Consider the following 22441-nt stretch of genomic DNA (forward strand, 5'->3'; position numbering starts at 1 on the left):
CCGCGTCGACCGTGACGACGCCGGACTCCGGCTCGTGATCGTTGGCGCCGCGGACGGTGAGGAACGGCTCGTCGTCGACGTAGAAGACCAGCGGCTCGCCGTCGACGAGCACCAGGTCGAACGTGGAGTCGGACAGCTCCACGAGTTCGAAGGAGTCGCCCGAGAGCTCGACGCCGAGCCCGTCGCGGAGCGCCTCGGCGATCTCGTCGATCTCGTCACTGCGGAGGTGGTGGCGGGACTTCACCTGCATACCTCCTCTCTCGGCCGGCCGGCGGATAAATCGCCCCATTCGGGGGACGGGGGAACCGGGTCGGACGGGGTGCAGCGAGGAACGCGCGAGGTCGGACGGGGCCGACGCACGATCCGCGTCGGACGTGCGTCAGCCGCCGCACCAAACGCTAAGTGCCGGGCTCCCCTGCCCCCGTCTATGTGGCGCTCCGGGCGGTCCCGGGACCGGACGACGGTGGTGTGTATCGCCTGTGGAACGGTCGTGCTCCGCGAGGAGGCCCGCGAGTACGACAAGGAGGGCGACCGCTGGGACCGCACGGACAAACAGTTCGAGCACCTCTGTACGGACTGTCACGACGAGTTGTGCCTCCAACCGCGGGACGGGCTGGAGTCGCTGCTCGTCGCCGTCGAGGCGGACGGTCTCTCGCGGGCGGAGTTCTGTCGGCGGTACACGGAGGCGGTGCGCGACCGCGCCGACGCCGCGGAGTCGGAGTCCGACCGGTAGACCGAACGCGATCGACCGTTCCTCCGCGTCGTCCCGAGAGCCTGGACCAGAACCTGCCCCCCGACACGCCTTTCTACCCGACGCGCCTTGACCCGGTATGAGCGACGACGAGGAGCCGAAACAAGGCTCCGCGGAGGACCAGGGTCCGGTGACGGTGACGCCGGAACTGGCCGAGCGGCTGTCGGAGAAGCGCGAGGAACTGTTCGAGGAGTTCGGGATCCGGGACGAGTTCCCGGCCGAAGTGCTTCGAGAGGCCGAAACGCGCACCGAGGGCGTCCAACAGGAGATCCAAGACGAGGTCGACGAGCGGCGCGACCTCCGCGACCTGACGACGTGGACGACCGACCCGGTCGACGCGCAGGACTTCGACGACGCCATCTCCATCGAGCGCGAGGCGGACGCCTACCGGCTGTGGGTCCACATCGCGGACGTGACCCACTACGTCAACCCCGACACGTCGATGTGGGAGGAGGCTGTCCAGCGGGCCAACACGGTGTACCTGCCCGCCTACACCATCCACATGCTCCCGCCGGTGCTCGCGGAGACGGTCTGTTCGCTGGTCCCCAACGAGGACCGGCTCGCACACACCGTCGAGATGGAGATCGACGACGAGACGCTCTCGTTCGAGAACATCGAGATCTACAAGTCCGTCATCAACTCCGACGAACGGCTCACCTACACCGAGTGCGAGAACCGGCTCGAGGATCCCTCGCTCCCGCTCGGCGAGGAGAACCAGCTGGCCTTCGAGCTGGCCGACCGCATGCACGAGCAGCGCAAGGCGGACGGCTCGCTCGTCCTCAACCCGCGTCGCGACCGCGCGCACACCATCATCGAGGAGTCGATGCTGAAGGCGAACAAGGCGGTGACGCACACCCTGATGTGGGACCGCGGCGTCGAGGCGATGTACCGCGTTCACCCCCAGCCCACGCCCGACCAGTGGAACGACGCCCTCAAGGAGATCCAGGAGCTGAACGGCGTCTCCATCCCCGGCGAGGCGTGGGGCGACGACCCCCGCAAGGCGGTCAACGCGGCCTTGGAGGAATCGCCCGAGCGCCAGCTCAACAAGATCCAGCGCGCCGTGTTGAAGGTGATGCCGCGTGCGAAGTACATGAACGACCCCTTCGGCGGCCACCACGCGCTCAACTTCGACATCTACGGCCACTTCACCTCGCCCATCCGCCGGCTCTCGGACCTGATCAACCACTGGATCGTCCACGAGAACGACGTGCCCGAGAACCTCGTGGAGCTTTGCGACCGCGCTTCGGACAAGCAGAAGGACGGCGAGACGGCCGAACGACTCTACAAGCAGTTCATGGAGGAACTCGGCGTCGACGCCTACGCGGTCAACAACCGCGGCCTCGAAATCGTCGAAGACCCGGAGGACGCGGATTACGCGGTCTGACGGGGTCACTCGTCGACCGACTGAGCTGTCGCCCCTCCGAAGCGCCGCGAAGGGCAAATCTATGGTGATCGCGACAAAGGTATTTAGTGAATGAAACGACTCCGGGAGCGCCGGTCACACGGCAGTAGCGGCCCGGCGACCGGAGTCGGAGTCGTTGGCGTCGCGTTCCTGCTCGTCCACGTCTATCACGTCATGATCCACGAGGGGGCGCTGCTCCCGACGCTCACCGCGACCCTGTTCCCGATCACCGTCTCGATCGCCCTCATCGGCGGCGGCGTCTGGTTCGGTCGGCAGGGGTACGCGCGCTCGTACGGGCGGCGCGTGCTCGGCTGGACGGTCGTTGGGAGCGTCGCGACGGCGGTGTTGACCGCGTTCGTGTTCTTCCACCAGCTCCGGGAAGGGGAGGTGCTCGACGAGGCGTTCTTCCTGACGGTCGACCTGGCGACGCTGGGCGCGGCCGCCGGGCTGATGGTCGGTATCCACGACGTCCGCGGCCGGCGGCGCGCGGACCTGATCGCCGCGCTCCAGCGCGCGACGGACGAACTGCTCGAGGGGGGAACCCACGAGGAGGTGTGCGAGCGCGCCGTCGACATCGCCGCGGACGTGCTCGGGCTGTTCATCACGGGGATTTGGCTCGCCGACGAGCGCGGCGAGCGATTGGAGCCGGTCGCGGTGACGGCGACCGGCGACGCCATGCTGGGCGACCACCCGACCTACACCCCGGGGAACAGCCTCTCGTGGGAGGCCTACGAGAGCGGCACCGAGCGCTGGTACGACGACCTCCGGGAGGTGCCCGAGCGCTACAACGACGCCACGCGGATCCGCAGCGAGCTGATCCTCCCGGTCGGCGACCACGGCGTGATGAACGTCGGGAGCCCGTCCGCGAACGCGTTCGACGAGCTCGACCTCACCGTCGCGCGGCTGCTCGCACGGACGACGGCGGTGGCGCTCGACCGGACCGACCGCGAGGAGCGGCTCCAGCGCCGAACCGACGAGCTGGAGCGGCAGAACGACCGCCTCGAACGCTTCGCCTCCGTGGTCTCACACGACCTCAGAAACCCCCTTTCGGTGGCGAGCGGGAACGTCGAGCTCGCGACCGCGGCGCTGGAAGACGGGGATCCGGCGACCGCCCGCGAGCGGCTCGACGCCGTCGCCTCCGCCCACGACCGCATGGACCGACTGATCGCGGACCTCCTCGAACTCTCGAGACAGGGCGAGACGGTCGGATCGCCCGAGACGGTCGCGATCGAGGCGATCGCAAAGCGCGCGTGGGAACACGTCGACGTGGGCGGCGCCAGCCTCCGGATCGCAGAGGCGCCGACGATCAGGGCGGACCCGGACCGGCTCCAGCAGCTGTTCGAGAACCTGTTCCGGAACAGCATCGATCACGGCGGCCGGGGCGTCACGGTCACCGTCGACGCGCTCCCGGGCGGCTTCGCCGTTGCCGACGACGGGCCGGGGATCGACATCGAGGACCGCGAGTCGGTCTTCGAGTTCGGCCACACCACCGACGCGGAGGGGACCGGGCTCGGGCTCGCCATCGTGCGCGAGATCGCGCACGCCCACGGCTGGGAGGTCGCGCTGACCGCGGCCGACGACGGCGGCGTACGCTTCGAGTTCCGCGGCGTCGAGCACGCCTGAGGGCCGCCACGAAAGACACCCCCGGAACCCGAGACCGACCGCACGGGACCGGGATATATACGCGTCCGCCCCCATCCGAGGTGCGTGAAACGAGACGCCGCACGCACGCTCACCCGGTACTGCCGCGAGCGCCTGGACCGGCAGCTCCGGGCAGTGTTCGTCTACGAACGCGACAGCCACGAGGTGATGCACATGCGGGAGGACCTGCGCAGCGAGTACGAGACGGGGGATTTCGACCGGTTCGCGGCCGCCGCCTGGGACATCCACGAGAGCCTGCACACGAGCGGGATGAACCAGTCGACCCTCGGCCGACAGCTCTCGACCGTGCAGGTGTTCGAGAACGCCTACGCCTTCCAGTTCCCCGGCTGGGAGGGCGGCGGCGTCGTCGCCACCTTCGACCGCACCGTCGGCACGCAACTGCACTCCTTCATCGAGAACTGCTGGCGGGAGATCGTCGGTGAGCAACAGTAACGCGCGATGACCACGATCCAGACGCTCGCGAACTTCCTCGAGTCGATCCGCCTCGAGAAGCCGGACGCGGTGCTCGTCGACGACGCCGTCGAGCACGTTCTGCGGCTCCGCGACGCCGCGGAGGGAGAAGACGCGATCCCGACGACGCCGGACGGCCGAACGCGGCCGCGACTGCCGGACCTCGTTCGTCGGGGCGTCTGCACGTACACGCCCGCGACGGGCGCGCTACACCGGTTCGTCGGCTTCGACTGCGACCGGCTGGAGGAAGCGGACGCCGACACGCTGGCTGCGACGCTCGCGGACCGGGTGGATCCGGCCGCAGTCAGGGAGGTGTCCGTCTCCGTCGACCGCTACAACGGGTTCTCCGTCCGACTCCCGCAGCGAGGCTACTGCGCGGAGACGGACTTCGAGGCCTTCCGCCGCCGAGTCGACTACGACACGACCGTCGGGATCGTCGGCCCGACGGACTCGACGTACAGGCGCCCCACCGGCGAGCGAGTCGACGACCGATAGCGTCGCGACTCCCGAAGCGGAGGCGGTCCCGCAAACGGGACAAAAATCGAGCCGCAAACGCGCGCGGCGCGCGTCAGTTGATCTCGCGGTCGAACACCGTTTGCGAACTGGAGCCGTCGTTGGAGGTCCAGACGACGCGGGCGGTGTCGCCGGACGTCAGAGCGGTTGCGTTATTGCTGCTGTTGTACTCATTCTCACCGGTGGTTTCGAGACTGGTGACGCTGGTCCCGTACGCGACGACGGTGACGCTCGACCCGGCGGTCACATCGCCCGTCTGGTTCCAGGCAGCTTCGGGCCCGCTCTCGTTCACGTATCCCTGTTCTCCGTTCACGCCTACGTCGAGGTTCGACTGTGACACGCTGTCGCCACCCTCGTGGGTGATCGTCAGCGCGTTCACCGATTCGCCGTCAACCGTCTCAGTCCCCTGATCGCCAGCGAACGTCACGGTCGGCGACTGTTGCTGCACCGAGTCGCCGAGTCCGAGGACGAACGTGCCGATGACGGCCGCGAGGATCACCGTGATCGCGACCATCAGAATGACGCCGATAACCGGCGAGACCGCGCGGTCCTCCGTCAGGAACTCCTTGAACTCCATGTGTGCGCCCGGCTACTCCGGAAGCGCGCATAAATGTGCCGATCAGACCAAGTGTAGAAAAACCCCCTTCGACGAACGGTGCGCGAAAAGTCCAGCCACGGGGGCGCGGTCGTTCGGAACGGTCGAGCTGCCGATCGGCCGGGAACTGGACCCGTCGCAACACGCAAGAGCAGAGAGCGCACGCCCGGACGGACTCTGTCAACGAATTCGCTCCGCGAAGTGCACCGACGCGAGACCAGCCGAATTGCGGGACAATAAGCAGCGATCGCCGGACGGGCGTCTAGTTCCTTCGAAGCCACCGAAAACGTTAGTGGACTCGCGGGGATTTGAACCCCGGGCCTCTACGCGGCTCAGAGCAACCCTCGGCGGCTCTTAGGCCGCCTCGGATTGCTTCGCCGCGTGCGCACGAAGGAACTTGCGGGTTGCCAACCCCCGAGTACGAACACGCGCGACGGCGTTCAGTAACCGAGGTACGACAACCCATGAACGCCACACCGCCGCGCGACGCGATGAACCGCTACCTGAACGACAAGGCCAACGACGTGACCGACTCCACGCTCTCGAACTACGAGACAACCCTGCGGAAGTTCGTCGGCTGGCTCGAAGACGCGGGCGTCACGAACCTCAACAACCTCACCAGCGACGACATCCAGCAGTTCAAGGAGTGGCGGCAGGAGCAGGTCAAAACAATCACGCTCAAAACCGACATGACCTGCGTGAAGGACTTCGTACGCTTCTGCGAACACATCAACGCCGTTCCCAAGGACCTGCGGATGATGGTCCGCATCCCCAAACCCGATGACACCGAGGAGGTCGCCGACGCCGTCTTGACGAAGGACGAAGCGACCCAAATCATCGAGTACCTCGACAAGCACGAGTACGCGACCCTCCGGCACGTCATCGTCCTACTCCTCTGGAAGACCGGGATGCGCCGGAGTTCCCTGTACGCACTTGATACGGACGACTTCGAGGACGGAAGCAGACCCTACCTTCGCGTTCGTCACCGACCCGAGACGGAGACCCCGCTCAAGAACAAAGGCAAAGGCGAGCGTGACGTGCGCATCAGCGACGAGGTTGCCGCGGTTCTCCGTGACTACCTCCGGTTCAATCACCCCGGCGGCGAGGACGAACACGGACGGACGCCCCTGCTGATGTCCAGCCACGGAAAGCGGTGCGAGCCGACGACGATTCAGCGGAACATCTACACCGCGACTCGTCCGTGCCACTACACCGGGGAGTGCCCGATGGGGCGTGACCTACAGGAGTGTGAGGCGACCTCCTACAACACCGCGAGCAAATGTCCGGCGTCGGTGAGTCCGCACGCGCTTCGGCGCGGCTACGTCACCGAGGCGTTGAACGCGGGTCAGCCGAAGGATGTGACTGCCGACCGCGTGGACATGTCCCGCGAGGTGATGGACAAGCACTACGACAAGGCGACGAAGAACGAGCAGATGGAACGGCGAGAGGATTACCTCGTAGACATCTAATAATCGTCCTGTAGATACGCCTCAGCCATCTCTCGGTGTTCGTCTATTTTGCCTTGTGAATATTCACTATGACGAGAATTCTCGAAGTAATCAAAATACTCCTCAAGAAGGTCTAATAGGTCCTCCGGGAGGTCATCTGAATCGTTCCACCATTTCCACCAATACTGTGGAATTGGCTCTTCACCCTCTGGAGCGAGAGTACGTGCGGACTGATGAATATGAATCCCAAAAGGAGGTGCCTCAGATTCCGCTTCGTAAGCATCCGCCATTGGCACTCCCACTAACATCGAATTTTTGTAGTTCCCCGAATCGGCGATAGTCTCCGAGACGGCCTCAGTTGTGTCTTCACCATGATAGAGTGGACCAAATGCAATAGCGGCCCGAATAACGGAAGTGTAGTAGACCTCAAAATGGTCTTGGTCAGACTCCTCTTGTAGGTATTCAGCATACCCTTTAAACAAATCTTGGAGGAAATCAATTAATTCGTATCCATCATCGGACACGATGTAGATTCCATCCATCATTGGAAAGAGGTTAACATCATACGAATCCTCAACATCAAGAACTGCGTTGTGCATTTTTAACACTTTGACAGCAGCGGTTTTGACCGAGCGGCGCATCGCGTTGGCGGTTCCCATAATGTCCAACCAAGCGATGTACTGGTTCTGTGGTGCCTGAAATTCAGATGGGTCCACATAGGGTTCCACATCAGATGTCATACTGTATGGAGTCTGTCGCCCGAATCATAAATCACGGGGCACGTAGACCGCATAATTGAACCTCTCTAATTCACGATGAATTGGTGAGGTCATCTTCCGACGGCGGTTCGGAAATGCGTTCGAGTTTGAACCGAGCGTCTGACCTGACCCGAAATAAAATGAGGCGTAGGCCGCGGCGGCCTACTCCTTGTAGAGGTCGACCGCGAACGCTGTCAGCCGGTAGCGGTACGGGACGTTGACGAAGCGGATTTCGCCATAGTCCTCCCGCGTCTCGAAGTCCTCATGGTCCTCGATTCCCTCGACAGCGTCATTCAGTTTGTCGACCTGATTGTCGCCACGGAGATGGCCCTCCAGTGCTTGGGGCTGAAGGTCGAACTCGTCAGCCACCACTTGGCGGAGCGTAACGCCGGCTCCGTCGGCAATAGCCGGAGTGTCGTCACCGCTGACAGGGTCCTCCTCTTGGACGTGGTCAATGAGGGCCTCGATGCCCTCCTCAGCCGCCTCGTCGACCATGCCCATGATGAAGGTCTCGTCGTGCCAGTCGGCGATGACGTACGTGTCGGGACCGGGTTCCCGGTACTCCTCAACGATGTCAATCTCCTCCAGGTGGCGGAGACTGGTCTTCACGCTGTAATCGAGGCTGAGTCCGAGTTCGTCTTCGAGGTCGTTCCGCTTGACACCCTCCTCGTTTGGGTGCTTGCCGCGGTCCCACATCGCGTGGGAGATTTCGACCTGGTCGTCTATGCTGTGCGTGTTCCGCTTTTCACGGCGGATGTAGGTTTCTACGTCGTGTTTAGCCATTACTACGGACGGACGTTCTCCCAAATTCGGGGGGCACAACGCATAATAAGAGTCCGGCGTAACAGTCAACCTGAGCCATCGGAGCCTTGCGATTGGGATGACCCGGCGTCCGAGCCGGGGACCGTAACCCTGGTCGTGGGCTTTCGGTGGCCGGTTCGTCTCCCCGTGTGCGTCCTCCGCCCCAAACGTCGGGCGCACACGGGCCGACGCACAACACCCTCCAGAGGCATCTCGCGTCCTCTGTGAGCGGGAACCATGCGTCGGCCCCAAATTCGCAACCCTTATACTAAAGTCTGTCGTCGTTACTGACGATGGGTGCGTCGTAGATAGCAACTATGCCACAAAATAACCCAGATTCCGAACAGGAGATTCCAGATTGGCAGAAACGGGATAGAAAGCGCGGCATAATCACCGAGGACGACCGCACGTTCCTCGCTGAGGGCCTCGAAGAAGAATCCGAGGAAGGCCCCGACAAGCAAACAATCCGAGACAAGCGGTACCGGATACGCGAGCGCATGAAAAACGCGCTCCTTGATTTCAACTATCTGGTCAACGTCAAAGGTGAAGACCGTGAGAAAGTTTTTGAGTATCTCGTGGATGAGGGGGGTCCGACAGTTCAGAGTATCTTTGAGTTACTGTATTTGGGTATCACCGACCTCGGGGGAGATACTGAGGAGGGACTCGAATTGGAGGGGTTCGCGGGTGTTCTCGAACGTGCTATCATCGAATCAGAGCGACGTGAACGAAACTACATCGCCAACGTTACCGTGAACATCGACATTGAGCGCACCCGACCAGATACGGAGACAGTTCTCGACAAGATGCTCGCAGGGCAGGGGTCTATCGAGGAGTTTGTGTATTTCATGGAGAACTCAGACAATGCTACCGACCTGTTCACATCTGTAGTTGAGGAGGAGAAGCCGCTCGTAGTTACGACAGAGGGAGGTGATAGAGAGGTTGAATTACTCTCTGTTGAGGAAGCGCGCGAAATACTTGAACAGGAGACGGAAGTTCTCGATGAGGAGGATAGTACAGAACGAGACGATTCCATCTAACCGTTACCAAACATACTCTATCATCCTGTCCAAAACGATAGTCAAAACGGCCTCACTCTCGTTCTGCCCTGCTGTAGTCGCTAATCTCGCAGCACGGCTCTTCAAAATCTTCCGCGACGGTCACCGGGTCTAGCCTCGTTTCCAGCGGCTGGGGTCTTGGTTCTCGTCTCCAGTATCGGTCTCGAAGCGCCCCAACCCGATGAGGCCAGGTGTCGGTGGCGACGGCGACTCCAAGTGGTGGAGAGGTCTCCACTCCCCTCCAGATGCTTCAGAACGAACCGACGGTGGTAACTGCTCAAAAAAAGCCGAGTGCGCGCGTTTTCAATTACTCCGTGAGCGCGGCCTCTGCCTTCTCACGGAGCCGCCTCGCTTCGGTTCGAGCTGACGGGTACCTCGTTTCGTCGTTTTCTATCTCGCTCATTTCGTCGAGCAAAAAGGCCGCCTCTCTCGGGGTGAGTTCCATACCCATTCTACGCTCCGAGAGGGCTTAACCGTGAACTTCAATTCTTTGAATACAACTTCTAAAAACCACGTTTTCAGGACTCTCGTGTTCTAACGGAGAGTGTAAACTAATCCCTCAACCAACGTGTTCTAAGAGAGCGTACTGTACCCCGGGGCCTCATCGGGTTTTAACACGAGTTCAAAGAGCGAGTTACCACCGGAAGGGATGCCCTTAGAGTAGTAACTCTTAGAGAGAGCGACCTCTCCGATAGATGAAGTTCAGAGAATCGGTCGGCGTCGGCCAATACGCGCGCGCCTTGGCCCCGACTTCACACCGAGAGGGACCATACCGCCAGAAAACGCGGTTAAACGGAGGTGACTATGGGTAGACTCCCCTGTTCTCAGAGGTCTACCGGAGGGAGGGGTCGGGGGTTGGAACACCAGTCGGCAAGGCACGCGCGAAATTTGGTAGGTTCGCCTCTCTATTGTGGTCAGATTTGACTGCGTTTTTGCGAAATTTGTCAGAAGTCAGAATAATGGGCTAACTCCCCGAATGATGAGAGCAGGAGAACTCACAGAGACCAGATGTTTAGAGCGACTTCGGCGAGTTCCGACGTTCGCTCTTGGATGGTGTCGAGGTTCCAGTTGTCGTAGTTCTCGCCGATAGACCGAGTCATAGCGATGTCTGATGAGGCATATTCGTTCTTTTTCGTCTCGAATGGGTCGTTGCTCGCGCGGATGTTTTTGTCCGATTCGAGGAGAGTGAGATTCCCGAGACGGTCTCGGTGCTGTTCGAACGTCGCCTGTGTCGTATTCAACGCGGTAACCCACGCGCTGTGACGAGTAGCGGTGTACGCGGAACGAGGAGCGATGTGTTCAATGTCGTAATCGTCCATCCGGTCCACGTTCCCGTTGTAGTGGACCTCCTCGATGCGTTTGAGCATATACTTCGTCCGGTTGTTGAGTTTGACCCGCTTGTTCTCGATGCCGGCCTTAAATTCGGCATCGCTCGGGTACTTGCCGCGGAGGTATCCTCGCATCTCCTCCACGGGGTCGCTTTCATCGAAAATGGTCGAACAGAGTTCGGAATAGATGCGGTCCAACTGTCCACCAGTCGCGTAATTAGCGACCTTCCAACGGACCAAGAACCGCTCAAGTACACCAAACGCTTCCATAACCTTGTTCGGGTTGTCGAACTCCCGGAAAATGCGGAGGAGGAGCGTTCGAGCCTGAACGGACTTGATGTGGTGGAGGTGAGTCAATTTCTCGTTAATCGCCTCATTTCCTCCGCGGTCGTATCGGTCGATGTCTGCGTTGACAATCTGTAGGTACAACTCGGACTGGTTAGCCGCGTCAGCCAGATAGGATTCGAGCGTGAGGTCTTCCGAGTCTCGAACATCGCTGATGATGCCCTGGAAGGTGTCGTATAGTGTGTAATCAGAAACGTCGTCAGGGTAGTCCGGAGCCGGTGCGGACATAATGTAGTGACGGAAGAACCTGCTCGGCTTGTTGAGGAACGGGACCGTATTGTCAACCGTCGTCTGCCACGATTGCTTGACCGCCTCGTAATCGACATCGTCGTCTTGGGCGGCGATACTGAAGATGTGGTTCTTCATCAAATCGACCGAGGAGAGTTCCAGTCCCCGCTCGTTCAAGGTCTCGAACAGCCGGAACGCCGACTGCTCTTCGGTACACTCGATTGAAACGAGAGTGACTGAACTCAACAGCCGCTTTCGGAGTGTATCCGTCTCCTCTACGGTTAGCCCGTGAATCCGAGAGCCGAAAAATTCGAGCGCTTCGTTCAGGGTTTCGTTGTCCACCTGGCCGAAGTTACAATTCAGAATCGCCGAGAACGAGTCGTTGTCGTACCGACTTAGGGTGAGATTCTGATACTCTTGCTGGTCGAGGTCCTGCTCGAACAGGTACTCGTTCCGAATCGCGTCAGCCTGTCCGCTCTCCCCCTCATCGAGATACTTCTGGCGCATCACGGCGAGCATCGTAAGGATGGTCGCCATCCGCTGTTGACCGTCTACGACTTCGAGCCGGTCCAGTTCGTTCAGTCCGGAGGAGCGTTCGATGACGACGATGGAGCCGAGGAAATGTGTCTCGCCGTCGTCGAGCGCTTGGAGGTCTTCCCACAGGGCACGCCATTGCTCCTCCCCCCACGAATACTGGCGTTGGTAGTCCGGAACGGTGTAGCGATAGTTCCGGGAAAGAACGCTCTCGACGGTATCCTCGTTAGCAGAGATACCGAGACTTCCGCTCATGACCATTTCGAGACAGGATACGTTATTAGGCATTTCTGTTCAGTCACCACACATACACGAGTATTCGGACCGCTTTGCGGATACAACACCTGACCCAATGGCGAACGAACCACCCCAACATCGAAGATTGTGGAGGACTAACATAGAATCATCCGTGGCCGTCCCTCCCGAGGGACACAGTCGGGGTTCGAATCCCTGGAGGGGAATGGGCTTGACGCCCGGTCGGTAGGGAAGGCGCTGTCGAAATTGGGAACGGCGGCGGTCACGGGCGGACTTGAGGAGGTGGTCATATACATCACAAAACAGGTTATGAGTGAGATTGCGGCGAAACTGGACGAGAAGTACAGTATCAGTTCAAAAGCGGCCAAGTGGGGCGAGAAGGCCGGTAATTGGGTGAAAGCCCAAATTCCCCACACTCCCCTCTCCCCGCCGGCTACCCGGGTAGTGGATACACTCTCCAAACTGGCGTAGCAATCCGATGAGACGCGGGCGGACGCCCTGGAGTCAGAACACTTCGAGGTAGTCCTCGACGACCTCGCGTTCCTCCTCGGTGAGGTCGAACAGGTCGTAAACCGCTTCGTCAATCTCGGTTTCGAGTGCTTCGATGTTCGTCTGCTCGACCTCAGCTCGGTCGTCGTCCAGCCGGTCGAGTAGTTCCTCGACGCCGCTGTCACTTCGCGGAATCGGAATCGTCGTCTCCTCACCGCTCTTGACGTTTCGACCGTCCACGGCGGCCCGGACGTACTCAGCGCGCTTCTTTCGGGCCTCGCGGTCATCGGAGTACATTGCGGGGTCGCTGATGGTGTCCGAGCGTCCCGCCTGCACGGAAAACTCGTCCTCTACGTCGCCTTGGACCTCTGCGCTCACCGGGTAACGACGAGTCTGCCACTCGTAGGAGATGTAGTCGAGTTCGCCGTCGTACTCGCCGAGGTACGCCTCAGGGAAGCGGTCGGTCTTGCTGTCGAGGTCAATGGTATCCACTATCTCGCCTGCCGTCGCGCGCATCAACCCGAAGACGCCCGCGCTGTCTTCTGTTACACAGGGCAGTTTCTCGACGTACTGTGAGCGGTATTCGTAGTATCCGCCCATCTTGACCGTCGTGATGTGCTTGAAGTAGAAGTCGAGAGCCTTCGAGTTGAGTTGGCAAGCCATCTCCTCGGTCAAGTTCCGGTATGGTTCATCCAACTCAATTCCGTATGCCGTTTTGAAGTACCATACGCCCTCGCTATCTATCATGAAACGAGCATTCTCCGAAATGTGGGCACCGATGATTTTGGGCTTCTCGAACCGTTCGTGGCTCTTTGGATAGATGAAGGCGTACCAATCCTCTCGTCCTTCCATCCGACCGCTTTCTCTCCCCTCCAATGTATCGCGGTGAGCCTCAAAGTATTGCCAAGTTAGCGGCAGGTTCTCTCGTAGGTATTCAGAGTCGTATGCTTTTGTGGTAGGCCCATCTCCATCTTCTTCAACATAGTGTGGTAGGATGACGTGAAGACCGGACCACTCACCGCGCCACCGCTCGATGTCCTTCCCTTTCAACCACGGACACAGTAAGTCAGTCTCAATTTCGTATTCCTGATTTTCACCCGTAGGAACAACTCTGACTGTGTCACCACCTTCATCCGGCTCTATGCGGTCAGCGTTGACCGGTGTGACCAAATAAATCTTGTTCGCGCTCGTTTGCGTACCAGCAAAGATGGCGTCTGTGATGTCTCCAAAGTTCTCGGTACTGTGAGATTCCAGTTTTTCGAAGACCTGTAACTCCTTGGGCGGCATCATCGCCCAATAGTCGCCCCCTAAGAGTTTCTTCTGCGGGAAGTCGAACACATCAATGAACTCGTCGGAGTACCCGAGTTCGCCCCGATGGTCGCGTACCGACTTGATGATGGCCTCGTCCAGTTCTCGGTCTCCTTCCTCGTCGGTATCTGCCTTGACGCGGACACTTCGAATGTCGTTGTCTTCTCGGGCGGCCTCATCGGGTTCGTCTTCGAGAATGACGATTGCCGGGTAGTTCGTCGCGTCCTCGAAAACACCGGAGTCACGGAAGTCGTAGACCTCATCGATGCGACTCTCCTGAAGAATCACCCGGCGAAGTCCCTCGCCGTAGTCCGTGACCATGAACTGGTTCGGCGTGATGAAACCGAGTTTACCCGAATCTTTGCGGAGCCAGTCGAGACCGCGCTCGTAGAACGGACAGTAGATGTCGTAGTTGCCCGTCGTCGAATCGTACAACTGGTCCATCATCTCCTTCTGCTGGTCGGGGAGATTCTGGATTCGGACGTACGGGGGGTTCCCGACGACGTAGTCGTACTCCATGTAGTTCTTGACGACGAGCGCGAGAACGGTGTCCTCGAACATCTTGAACAGCCGCCCGTCGTTGTGTTCCTCCTTGAGGTAGCGGACGTTCTCCAGCATGTCGTCAACGTACGGCTCGAAGAACTCCTCGACCCCCGTGTAGTCCTGCGACGTGTAGTGATTGACGCGCTCCTCCAGCCCGCTGTGGTACGACCAGTCGAAGTCACCGCCGAACTCCTCGGCGAGAGCCATGTGGTCTTTCACCGTGTCCAGCACGCCCTGAAGCGCCGCGAAGTATTCGCCGAAGTTGTTGACGCCAGTCTCCAACTGGATAGTGTCGAACAGCGGCATCCGAACGCGACGAACGAGGAAGCCGTCCTCGGTCTCGTCCACCTCGTCCTCGTCTACTTCGACTGGAAGCGGAACCGGGATACGAACGTCCTGCTCGTCCTCGGTCATCGCGTCCCACGTCATCTGCCGACTTCCGTCCTCCCCGATGTCCGCCCCGGTGAGTTCGCGCTCGTTTCGGAGCGTGTCGGTGCGGTAGATGGGGAGCCGCCGGAGTGTGAAGTCGGAGTTCTGTGCCTTCGCCTGCCGGTACGCAGGTAAGATTGCGACCACGAATCGGATTTGCGCCATCAACACCGCGAACGGGTGGATGTCGAGACCGACGATTCGCGGACGCGTACAGAGGTCCTTGAGGTGTTCCTCCCAATCAGGCTCGTCCTCGTAGCGTTCCACGTCCTCGATGTACCGCCGGACCGCTTCGACGAGAAACGTCCCCGACCCGCACGCGGGGTCGATGAGTCGCTGGTTCGAGACACCGCGCTCGTAGCCGACGCCGTCCATGATGTAGTCGATGACCGGCTGAGGCGTGTAGAACTCGCCGAGCGCCTTGCGGGTCTCCGGGTCGAAGTACCGCTGGTAGAGGTCGCCGAGGAGGTCGCCCTCCACGTCCGCGAAGTCGAACCGGAGAACGTTGAAGAAGACCTCAGCGACAGCGCGACTGAAACGGTCCCGCGTGGCTTCGCTAATGCGCTCGACTGACCCCGTTCCCTCGGCGACTTCCTTGAACTGGCTCGCTCCGGTCTCGTGGCCCCGGGCCAACTGCTCGGCGTAGCCGTCGGTCCACCACACGAAGATGTCGTCTTGGAACAGGCCCTCGACCAGCTGCTCCTGCATGTCGTCGATGAGGTTGTCGGCGGCGACGGGGAAGGCGTCGAGGTTGATGGTGTCGCTGAAGCCCTGAAGACCGCGGAAATAGTCGTCCATCCCGTCGTAGCCGGTCCCGGCGAAGAAATCATGGTCTTCGGTGGCCTTCGCCAGCAGGAGTCGGGCGAGAAGCGCGTGGCCGCTCTCCAGACAGAACATGAAGTCCCGAAGCGACTGCTTCCCGTTGATGAACGGCTCCCACGAGTCAGGAACCTCGTCCGGCTCGTCCGCGTAGGTGGCTTCCCAAAAGTCGTAGGCACCCTTCACGAACTTGGCTTCCCTGTCGTCACGGAGTTCGTGGAGCAGGTCCATCATCCCGGTGACGAGGTTGGCGAACGGACTGTCTTCTTCGAGCCGGAACGTGTCGAAGAAGTGTTCCTGTCCGAGTTCGGCCTGCTGGTCCAGCGGAATCGGGTCGAGGTCGGTAAGGAACTGATTCACGTCGTCGGGGTCGGTCAGGTCGAACTCCCGCTTCTGAAGCGCGCTGAACAGGTCCCGAGCATCGCTTTCGGTGACCGACTCGACCGAGACGGTCACAATCGGACGGTCTTCACCCCGGCGATAGAGTCGAAGTTCGTTTCCGTTGGTTAGTACGCCGTACTCCGCCCGGAGATTGTCGATGTAGTGGAACAGTTGGTCTTCGTGACCACCGAGGTCTCGTCCGGTGGTCTTGAACTCGTAGACCGCGGTGACGGCTTCGTTCGTATCGAGGGTGATGTAATCCGGACGGCGATTGTCGGGAAGGGTGAACTCACTACGGATGTCGGTTCCCGTTCCTTCATAGCCGAGCGCATCGTAGAAGCCGGTTTCGAGGAACAAGTTCTCGACATCGCGCTCGCTCATGTCGTCATCGGTGCGCGACCCGATGGCGTCGAGGGAATCGAAGAACGAAGATACCTCAGGCATGTGACTGTCTCCTTACCGCCAACTCATAAACGTTGACGACGTGCGATTACTTCCACTACGGTTGGCGAGTTTTCAATAGGGTTTGTTTCCCTTGTTGCCGTATGGACGAGATTAGTGAGTTAGAGCGAAGGGTAGACCGACTCGAAGACAGGCTGGAAAGTCTGGAAGAATCGGTACAGGGGCGGACGGCTTTTGATGGAATAGAGAGACGACTTGATGACCTCGAAAATAAAGTAGAGGGTCACAGAGGTATCGAAAATGAAGTCGAAGAACTCAAACGGGAACTAAAAGACCTGAAGCGTGATTTGACGGGGCGTTAGCCAATTCTATCTGCGAATTTGTGTACAAGCCTACGCGGACGAACGCGATGAGGCCGTCCGCGAACTCCGCGACGTGCTTCGGGAGAGCGGGTCGTTCCGCGGCCCGAAGGCCGTCCAGTTCGTGTTCGATGGTGACCTCGTGGACGACGACGTGTTCAGCGTGCGCATCGAACGCGGCGGCGACTCTATCTATCTCCCCATTGGGAACCGATTCATCGATGAGCCGAGGGTCCTCGAAGCAAGCCACGCCGTCGCACGAAAATAGTGTCACTCCAACTGCTAAATTCTTCGTACAGTAGACGCAGAATCCGGACCGACAGGGATGGTGGCACCGGTATGACTTCCGGATTCTCTGTCAGTTCGCGAAACAGATTTATTCTCACAATACGTATGTATCAGTACGACCAGCCATCCTCTTGAATCCGTTTCGGTGAACACTCACCATCCCCGGCTGGCAACACCCAACCAATTTGCCTACTTCGACGGTAGCCGTGGCTCTACGTCGAGTGTTCATCGAGGTTCCACTATGCACGACTCTGAGCAACCGGAACGAAAGCCGAATCCAATTGACGCACCAGACACGAATAACGCTACTTACCTCGGCTGGTCTGACATCCCTCAATACGAGGAGTGGCCCGCAGACTACCATCCGCCGAATAAACGAGACTACTTCCAGTATCTTGACCGGCTGAATAGCGGTCTTCAGAACGGTCCGAAGTATCAGAATAAGCGCTACGAGACGTACTGTCTCAATCGGTGGCTCATCTTGTGTATGAGTAGCCATCTGAGGATGAGTGATAGGCTCCAGCAACTGGCGGTTGACCTATTCAATGGTCTCCCTCGTTCCAAGTTCGGAGTTCGAATACACGTCTCCGCACTCGTCACCTGCGGCTACGTAATCCATCAGCACGACCCGCGCCGGGAGTGTCATCCGCAGACGAGCGCCGAAGCGTTCGACCCCTTCGTTGAACAGGAACGGGTCAACCTACGTATCCCCCGAAAACAGTACGCGAGCCTCTATGGAAAAATCGAACATCGTGTCCGAACCGGCCAACTGACTCCCACAAAACACGATGCCTACGAAGTAGACCCGGCAGGTCTCCAAGCGTGGCGAGAAATCAATGAGGAGTGGGACGACGGCTGGCTGTGAGGTAGGGGTATTTAAACCCATTTCTATTAATGAGGGTGAAGCCCGAAGAAGAAGCCAAACTGAAACCCATCGTAATCACCGGGCCTGATTCGGTTGTCGCGGTTCTGGACTTTCTCTCTCGTACCTCGTCTAAGTTCTGTTGTGAACCAAATCGAACGTGTCCGGAGGTTGCTGAAAAGGAGCATAATGTACTCTGCGGCCTCATCGGATTACGGCGCGTTGAGAACTACGCTTTCTCGTCACAGCGTCGTTGATAGGGCCGACCTCTAACAAGATGGCTGCTTCAGAAGGTTGTCGTCTTCGGTATCGTTCGGCTCTGTCCGAACGTATTTCGTCGCTCCATCCTTCACACCCTCCACCTCTGTTTCATCTCCATCGTGTTGTACGACTACCGTATGTCCATCATTTTCCACCCAATCATACACCTCGGCTGGTGTTCGAGTGGTGATACCGCCGTTCTTTGCGGGGAACCCTATACTCTCGATACATCGGCAGTCATCGTACTGTGAGCCGTCATCAACGTTTACGCACTCAACGACATAGGTTGCCATTACACACTCTATTAGAGACGGTCGGGGTAAAAGAGTCAGCCAACCAGAGTGAAAGTGGACCGTTCTACTCCCTTAGATACGGACGCTGGAGAAGTGTTTTCGCTCGTTCATCATTAGTTTCCGAGTGGATGACAGCAGATAGGTAATCCACTTCGTCCTTCGAGAACACCGCGAACGCCTCCGGCTCATCGGCTTCCTGTTCGTCGACATCGCTATCCGGTGACTCCGCCGGACGGCTACTCACGACGCCGACGATGTTCTCGTTGTCGTCGAGTTCGACGACCGGGAAATCCTCCGGCTCGTGGACTTTCGAGGCGTTCGGTGGGTGGTTCTTCCGCCCGGCGACCTGCCCGAGGTGAATCAGCACCCCGTGCTTCCCCCGGAACGGCACGCCACAGTACGGGCAGAGCCGGGCGACGCTCTCGACCTCGCGCTCCGCCGGGTAGTTCACCTCGACTTCCCGAGTGCCGACTTCTTCGAGGTCGTCGAGGGAAACCTCATCCGGAATTTCTCCCTGCTCACCGTGACCGTCGCCGACGCTTCGGAGGACATGGAGATACATCCCGCGGGCCAACTTCTCGGCGTCGCACCCCTCGACGGGGCACTTCACGACACGCTCCGCGTTCCGGCTCGGTTCGTCGCTCACGCGACCACCCCGCGGACGACGGCGTTCTGAATAGCGATGCGCTTTTGAGCGGCAGAGTTGTTGCTTCGCATGGCTTTCTGGTACCACGGAAGGCCACCGTCCGGTGTTCCAGCACCGGGCGTTTTCCAACGCCCCGAGGGGACGGTGTCCTCCTCAATACTTCCTAAGACGGCAGTAACTAAATAGTTACCGCCTTTGACGGTACTGTTAATGTGGGAAGCCCCGAACGTGGAGGTATGAGTGACGGCTCGAAACCGGGACCGAAACCGAAGGTGAGCGACGAGGAGATACTTCGCTTGTTCCGCGAGAGCGCCGACCCCGTTCTTTCGACTGCGGAAGTGACCGAGGAGGTCCCGCTGAAGCGGCGCGCGACCTACGACCGGCTGGTCGCGCTCGACGAGCAGGGGAAACTCGACTCGAAACAGATTGGCGGGCGAAATACCGTCTGGTGGCTGACTGAGATGGACGAGGAATAGTCGGGCGAAGGCTCACCCCATTTTCCGCAGGGCTTCTCTGCGCGCTTCGATGGATGCCGAATCGTCGTCCGAGCGAGCCTCCTCCCGTTGCTCGGAGAGCCACTCCGCCTGATACTCGCCGACGGTCGCGTCGATGATTTCCCGCTCGATTTCTCGTTGCTTGTCTCGGGTAGTGGCGTACCCGTGTATCTCGATGAGTTTCGCAACGTGGTCCACGTCGAAGGGCGGGTCTGGTTCGGGCATACCGGTGTAACTCCCTACGAGCCGCAGAACTGTAAGTTTAAAGACAAAAGTCGCCGGGAGTCAATTCTTCGCGCGACAGCCCGCGCGGCGCTCATCGGGTTCCTGTACGTCGAGTTACTCCGTCATTATGCGAAATCGCCAGACGGTGCGGGGCGAGTGAGAAAACATCACCGACACGCGGTGCCGAGTGGGTTTCTGGCGCGCGGTATGAGACGCGAGTTGATGAGCCGGTGAACGACTGTTCGTAGGGGTGGTCGCCGAGGCGTGCGAGCGGCTCAACTGGCGGGGTTGGTCGAGGTCGTCATTATAGAAAACTGCGGTACGTCGTCGGGGTAGTGAGATTAAATCATCAACACACTACCGGCAAGCGGTGCCGCACGACGGTACGAACACACCGGTTTCTGGCGGAGGTAGTTATTTAAAGAAGCAACGCCGTGTTGCGATTACTGAACGCGCGTAGCGCGTATGGACTCGCGGGGATTTGAACCCCGGGCCTCTTCCTTGCGAAGGAAGCGATCTGCCACTGATCTACGAGCCCGCGCTGCAATCGTGAAAAGTCGACCGGCGTACTTGTACCTTACCTTTCGATGGCCGGTGTGAGAACCGAACGCGTACCGGCGGCCCAGCCCTCACGCGTCGAGCAGCCGCAGCCGACCGGCGACGAGGCCGATGAGCAGGCCGGTCGCGTGGGCGATAAGCGCGACGCCCGGCGCGGCGGTGGCGAGGGTCATCGCGACCGCGACGGCGAGGAACAGCGCCACCTGCGCGCGGGCGGAGAGCCGCAGCCGGTCGAACAGGGTCGCGCTCACGACGTTCCCCGCGAGCAGATAGCCGAACAGCGCGAACACGGCGCCGCTGGCGCCGAGGACCGCGGGCGCCGGCCCGATGAGGCCCCCGAGGGTCACCTCCGCGACCCCCGCGAGCGCGCCGGATCCCAGAAAGAAGAGGTGGAACCGCGGCCGGGTCGTCCGCCGCTCGACGAGCGGGCCAGCGATCAGGAGACCGACGGCGTTCGTGAACAGGTGCCCGAGCCCCGCGTGAGCGTACACGCCGGTCGCGAGCGCCCACGGCGCGGTCGTCAACGGGGCGCTCAACACGAGCGTCGACGCGAGGCCGACGACCCCCAGCAGTAGCTGGAGGAGGAACACGACCGCGATCACCGCGAGCGTCTCGACCGTCGCGCGCACGACCGGGAATCGGGCGGCGAGCGACAAAACGACATCGGCGATGCGGCGTGTCTCACCTCGTCGGAGAGCGCGACCGCTAGAGAGGGTGAAAACAAAGAGAGAACGAAACGCGAGGTGCGCCCTAGCGCTTAGTCTTCGAGAACGATCTCGATGCTGACGTCGTTCGGAACCTGGATGCGCATGAGCTGGCGAAGCGCCCGCTCGTCCGCGTCGATGTCGATCAGACGCTTGTGGACGCGCATCTCCCAGTGTTCCCACGTGGCCGTCCCCTCACCGTCGGGGGACTTGCGGGACGGGATCTCCAGCGTCTTCGTCGGCAGCGGGATCGGGCCCGACAGGGAGACCCCCGTCGAGTCCGCGATCTCGCGGACGTCGTCGCAGATGTCGTCGAGGTCCTCGGGGCTCGTGCCGGCGAGGCGGACGCGTGCCTGCTGCATCGATTATCGCTCGTCGACGCTGAGCACCTTGCCGGCCGCGATGGTCTGACCCATGTCGCGGATGGCGAAGCTGCCGAGCTCCGGAATGTCGCCAGACGGCTCGATGCTGAGGGGCTTCTGCGGGCGCACGGTGACGACCGCGGCGTCGCCGGACTTGATGAAGTCCGGGTTCTCCTCGGCGACCTCACCCGAGGACGGGTCGATCTTCTGGTCGATCGACTCGATGGTACACGCGACCTGCGCCGTGTGCGCGTGGAAGACCGGCGTGTAGCCGGCCGTGATGACGCTCGGGTGCTGCATGACGACGACCTGCGCCTGGAAGGTCTCGGCGACCGTCGGCGGGTCGTCGGCCGGACCACAGACGTCGCCGCGACGGATGTCGTCCTTGCCGATGCCGCGGACGTTGAACCCGACGTTGTCACCGGGCTCGGCCTTCGGCACTTCCTCGTGGTGCATCTCGACCGTCTTCACCTCGCCGCCGACGTCCGACGGCTGGAAGGAGACGTTGTCGCCGGTCGCGAGAACGCCGGTCTCGATACGGCCGACCGGGACGGTCCCGATGCCGGAAATGGTGTAGACGTCCTGGATGGGGAGCCGGAGCGGCGCGTCCGTCGGCGGCTCGGACTCCGGCAGGTTGTTGAGCGCTTCCAGGAGGATCTCGCCGTCGTACCAGTCCGTGTTCTCGGACTCCTCCGCGATGTTGTCGCCCTCGAACGCGGAGATGGGGATGTACTTGGCGTCGTCCGCGTTGAAGCGGACCTGCTTGAGGAGCTGCTGGACCTCCTCCTTGACGGCCTTGTACTTGTCCTCGTCGTAGTCGACGAGGTCCATCTTGTTGACGCCGATGATGAGCTCGTTGATACCGAGGGTACGAGCCAGGAAGACGTGCTCGC

At 60.5% G+C, this 22441-nt stretch carries 24 protein-coding genes, 1 tRNA gene and 1 pseudogene; 12 read left to right on the forward strand and 14 right to left on the reverse strand.

What is annotated here, in order from left to right:
- Positions 1-250 (reverse strand): annotated as a pseudogene (locus AN233_RS18140) (RNA-binding protein); the annotation flags it as partial.
- A gap of 177 nt (positions 251-427) precedes the next feature.
- Here AN233_RS18140 and AN233_RS13985 point away from each other — a divergent pair.
- The 5 genes from AN233_RS13985 to AN233_RS14005 all read left to right on the forward strand — a co-directional run bounded on the left by AN233_RS13985 (position 428) and on the right by AN233_RS14005 (position 4760).
- A complete protein-coding gene (locus tag AN233_RS13985) occupies positions 428-733 on the forward strand; it encodes a DUF7562 family protein (protein ID WP_058367390.1) in 306 nt (101 codons plus the stop codon).
- Positions 734-830: 97 nt separating this feature from the next.
- Entirely contained in the window at positions 831-2135 is a 1305-nt protein-coding gene (locus AN233_RS13990) for a ribonuclease catalytic domain-containing protein (RefSeq protein WP_058367391.1), read from the forward strand.
- A 90-nt stretch (positions 2136-2225) separates the two neighbouring features.
- On the forward strand, positions 2226-3776 hold the full coding sequence (locus tag AN233_RS13995; protein WP_058367392.1) for a sensor histidine kinase: 1551 nt from the start codon (positions 2226-2228) through the stop codon (positions 3774-3776).
- An 84-nt stretch (positions 3777-3860) separates the two neighbouring features.
- Entirely contained in the window at positions 3861-4247 is a 387-nt protein-coding gene (locus AN233_RS14000; protein WP_058367393.1) for a DUF7522 family protein, read from the forward strand.
- Between the two features lie 6 nt (positions 4248-4253).
- Complete coding sequence (locus AN233_RS14005; protein WP_058367394.1) at positions 4254-4760, forward strand: hypothetical protein; 507 nt, start codon at positions 4254-4256, stop codon at positions 4758-4760.
- A 73-nt stretch (positions 4761-4833) separates the two neighbouring features.
- On the opposite strand, the gene AN233_RS14010 is transcribed toward AN233_RS14005, so the two are convergent.
- Entirely contained in the window at positions 4834-5355 is a 522-nt protein-coding gene (locus tag AN233_RS14010; protein ID WP_058367395.1) for a type IV pilin, read from the reverse strand.
- A 482-nt stretch (positions 5356-5837) separates the two neighbouring features.
- Here AN233_RS14010 and AN233_RS14015 point away from each other — a divergent pair, with 482 nt between their 5' ends.
- Positions 5838-6842: a tyrosine-type recombinase/integrase gene (locus AN233_RS14015; protein ID WP_218055100.1), complete on the forward strand. Its 1005-nt coding sequence runs from the start codon at positions 5838-5840 to the stop codon at positions 6840-6842.
- Here AN233_RS14015 and AN233_RS16960 read toward each other — a convergent pair.
- A complete protein-coding gene (locus AN233_RS16960; RefSeq protein WP_125920043.1) occupies positions 6839-7561 on the reverse strand; it encodes a hypothetical protein in 723 nt (240 codons plus the stop codon). The two genes, AN233_RS14015 and AN233_RS16960, sit on opposite strands and share 4 nt — an antisense overlap.
- Before the next feature lie 180 nt (positions 7562-7741).
- A complete protein-coding gene (locus AN233_RS14020) occupies positions 7742-8362 on the reverse strand; it encodes a hypothetical protein (RefSeq protein WP_058367396.1) in 621 nt (206 codons plus the stop codon).
- A 335-nt stretch (positions 8363-8697) separates the two neighbouring features.
- Between AN233_RS14020 and AN233_RS14025 the strand changes: the two genes are divergently transcribed.
- Positions 8698-9417 carry a hypothetical protein gene (locus AN233_RS14025; RefSeq protein WP_058367397.1) on the forward strand — a complete coding sequence of 240 codons (720 nt, stop codon included), beginning with the start codon at positions 8698-8700 and terminating at the stop codon, positions 9415-9417.
- A 325-nt stretch (positions 9418-9742) separates the two neighbouring features.
- Here the strand turns inward: AN233_RS14025 and AN233_RS17475 are convergent, their stop codons facing one another.
- Together AN233_RS17475 and AN233_RS14030 are read right to left on the reverse strand one after the other, a co-directional pair.
- Positions 9743-9880 (reverse strand): hypothetical protein, encoded by a 138-nt coding sequence (locus AN233_RS17475; RefSeq protein WP_172967156.1) that lies wholly within the window; start codon positions 9878-9880, stop codon positions 9743-9745.
- A gap of 550 nt (positions 9881-10430) precedes the next feature.
- Positions 10431-12125 (reverse strand): DUF262 domain-containing protein, encoded by a 1695-nt coding sequence (locus AN233_RS14030; protein WP_058367398.1) that lies wholly within the window; start codon positions 12123-12125, stop codon positions 10431-10433.
- A gap of 246 nt (positions 12126-12371) precedes the next feature.
- Here AN233_RS14030 and AN233_RS16530 point away from each other — a divergent pair, with 246 nt between their 5' ends.
- Complete coding sequence (locus AN233_RS16530; protein ID WP_245626078.1) at positions 12372-12596, forward strand: hypothetical protein; 225 nt, start codon at positions 12372-12374, stop codon at positions 12594-12596.
- Between the two features lie 33 nt (positions 12597-12629).
- Here the strand turns inward: AN233_RS16530 and AN233_RS14035 are convergent, their stop codons facing one another.
- Positions 12630-16538: an Eco57I restriction-modification methylase domain-containing protein gene (locus AN233_RS14035; RefSeq protein ID WP_058367399.1), complete on the reverse strand. Its 3909-nt coding sequence runs from the start codon at positions 16536-16538 to the stop codon at positions 12630-12632.
- 101 nt (positions 16539-16639) lie between these two features.
- On the opposite strand from AN233_RS14035, the gene AN233_RS16965 reads away from it, so the two are divergent.
- From AN233_RS16965 to AN233_RS16970, 3 genes are all read left to right on the forward strand, one after another.
- Positions 16640-16858, forward strand: coding sequence for a hypothetical protein (locus tag AN233_RS16965; RefSeq protein ID WP_125920044.1), 219 nt, complete (start codon positions 16640-16642; stop codon positions 16856-16858).
- A 73-nt stretch (positions 16859-16931) separates the two neighbouring features.
- A complete protein-coding gene (locus AN233_RS14040; protein ID WP_058367400.1) occupies positions 16932-17123 on the forward strand; it encodes a hypothetical protein in 192 nt (63 codons plus the stop codon).
- 261 nt (positions 17124-17384) lie between these two features.
- Entirely contained in the window at positions 17385-18008 is a 624-nt protein-coding gene (locus AN233_RS16970; protein ID WP_125920045.1) for a hypothetical protein, read from the forward strand.
- Positions 18009-18274: 266 nt separating this feature from the next.
- Here AN233_RS16970 and AN233_RS16535 read toward each other — a convergent pair whose 3' ends face one another.
- Together AN233_RS16535 and AN233_RS14045 are read right to left on the reverse strand one after the other, a co-directional pair.
- Positions 18275-18559 carry a DUF3892 domain-containing protein gene (locus AN233_RS16535; RefSeq protein WP_080508485.1) on the reverse strand — a complete coding sequence of 95 codons (285 nt, stop codon included), beginning with the start codon at positions 18557-18559 and terminating at the stop codon, positions 18275-18277.
- A 64-nt stretch (positions 18560-18623) separates the two neighbouring features.
- Positions 18624-19205, reverse strand: coding sequence for a hypothetical protein (locus tag AN233_RS14045; protein ID WP_080508486.1), 582 nt, complete (start codon positions 19203-19205; stop codon positions 18624-18626).
- Positions 19206-19441: 236 nt separating this feature from the next.
- Here AN233_RS14045 and AN233_RS14050 point away from each other — a divergent pair, with 236 nt between their 5' ends.
- The gene (locus tag AN233_RS14050; RefSeq protein WP_058367401.1) at positions 19442-19681 is read left to right on the forward strand and encodes a hypothetical protein; all 240 of its coding nucleotides are present in this window, start codon (positions 19442-19444) and stop codon (positions 19679-19681) included.
- Positions 19682-19693: 12 nt separating this feature from the next.
- On the opposite strand, the gene AN233_RS14055 is transcribed toward AN233_RS14050, so the two are convergent.
- The 5 genes from AN233_RS14055 to AN233_RS14075 form a co-directional block, all read right to left on the reverse strand.
- Positions 19694-19924, reverse strand: coding sequence for a hypothetical protein (locus AN233_RS14055; RefSeq protein ID WP_058367402.1), 231 nt, complete (start codon positions 19922-19924; stop codon positions 19694-19696).
- A gap of 466 nt (positions 19925-20390) precedes the next feature.
- Positions 20391-20462 (reverse strand) — tRNA-Ala (locus AN233_RS14060).
- 91 nt (positions 20463-20553) lie between these two features.
- Positions 20554-21111: a rhomboid family intramembrane serine protease gene (locus tag AN233_RS14065; RefSeq protein ID WP_058367403.1), complete on the reverse strand. Its 558-nt coding sequence runs from the start codon at positions 21109-21111 to the stop codon at positions 20554-20556.
- A gap of 128 nt (positions 21112-21239) precedes the next feature.
- Positions 21240-21548, reverse strand: coding sequence for a 30S ribosomal protein S10 (gene rpsJ, locus AN233_RS14070; protein WP_058367404.1), 309 nt, complete (start codon positions 21546-21548; stop codon positions 21240-21242).
- A gap of 3 nt (positions 21549-21551) precedes the next feature.
- Positions 21552-22441 (reverse strand): elongation factor 1-alpha (locus AN233_RS14075; RefSeq protein ID WP_245626079.1); only part of this gene is annotated, 890 nt, incomplete at its 5' end.

This window comes from Haloparvum sedimenti (genome assembly GCF_001462205.1).
Lineage (GTDB): Archaea > Halobacteriota > Halobacteria > Halobacteriales > Haloferacaceae > Haloparvum > Haloparvum sedimenti.